This is a genomic window from Enteractinococcus helveticum (assembly GCF_001657475.1).
GTDB classification, from domain to species: domain Bacteria; phylum Actinomycetota; class Actinomycetes; order Actinomycetales; family Micrococcaceae; genus Yaniella; species Yaniella helvetica.
This window is the reverse complement of record NZ_LXEY01000058.1, coordinates 1-474: the sequence shown is the minus strand read 5'-3', so window position 1 is coordinate 474 and position 474 is coordinate 1. Positions and strand designations below refer to the sequence as shown.

The window sequence follows — 474 nt, the reverse complement described above, 5'->3', positions numbered from 1 at the left end:
ATCTTCAGTAATTTCTCCAAGTACACGAATACCAAGACCAGGTCCTGGGAATGGTTGTCTCCATACTAAATGTTCTGGAATACCTAACTCAATACCTAATTTACGTACTTCATCTTTAAACAATGTATTGATTGGTTCGATTAATTCGAATTCCATGTCTTCTGGTAATCCACCAACATTGTGGTGTGATTTGATTGTTTGTGCTGTTTTAGTACCTGATTCGATGACGTCTGTATATAGTGTTCCTTGCGCAAGGAAGTCTACACCTTTCAGTTTTGATGCTTCATCATCAAATACGTATACAAATTCATTACCAATGATTTTACGTTTTTGTTCAGGATCTGAAACACCTTTTAATTTATTCATAAAGCGATCTTTCGCATTAACACGAATAATATTCATGTTGAAACCTTCACCGAATTGCTCCATAACCATGTCGCCTTCACCTTTACGAAGTAAGCCATGGTCTACAAA

At 36.3% G+C, this 474-nt stretch carries 1 pseudogene; it reads right to left on the bottom strand.

Annotated elements, in window-relative coordinates:
• Positions 1-435: pseudogene (locus A6F49_RS14475) on the bottom strand (glutamine-hydrolyzing GMP synthase); the annotation flags it as partial.
• Positions 436-474: the final 39 nt, after the last annotated feature.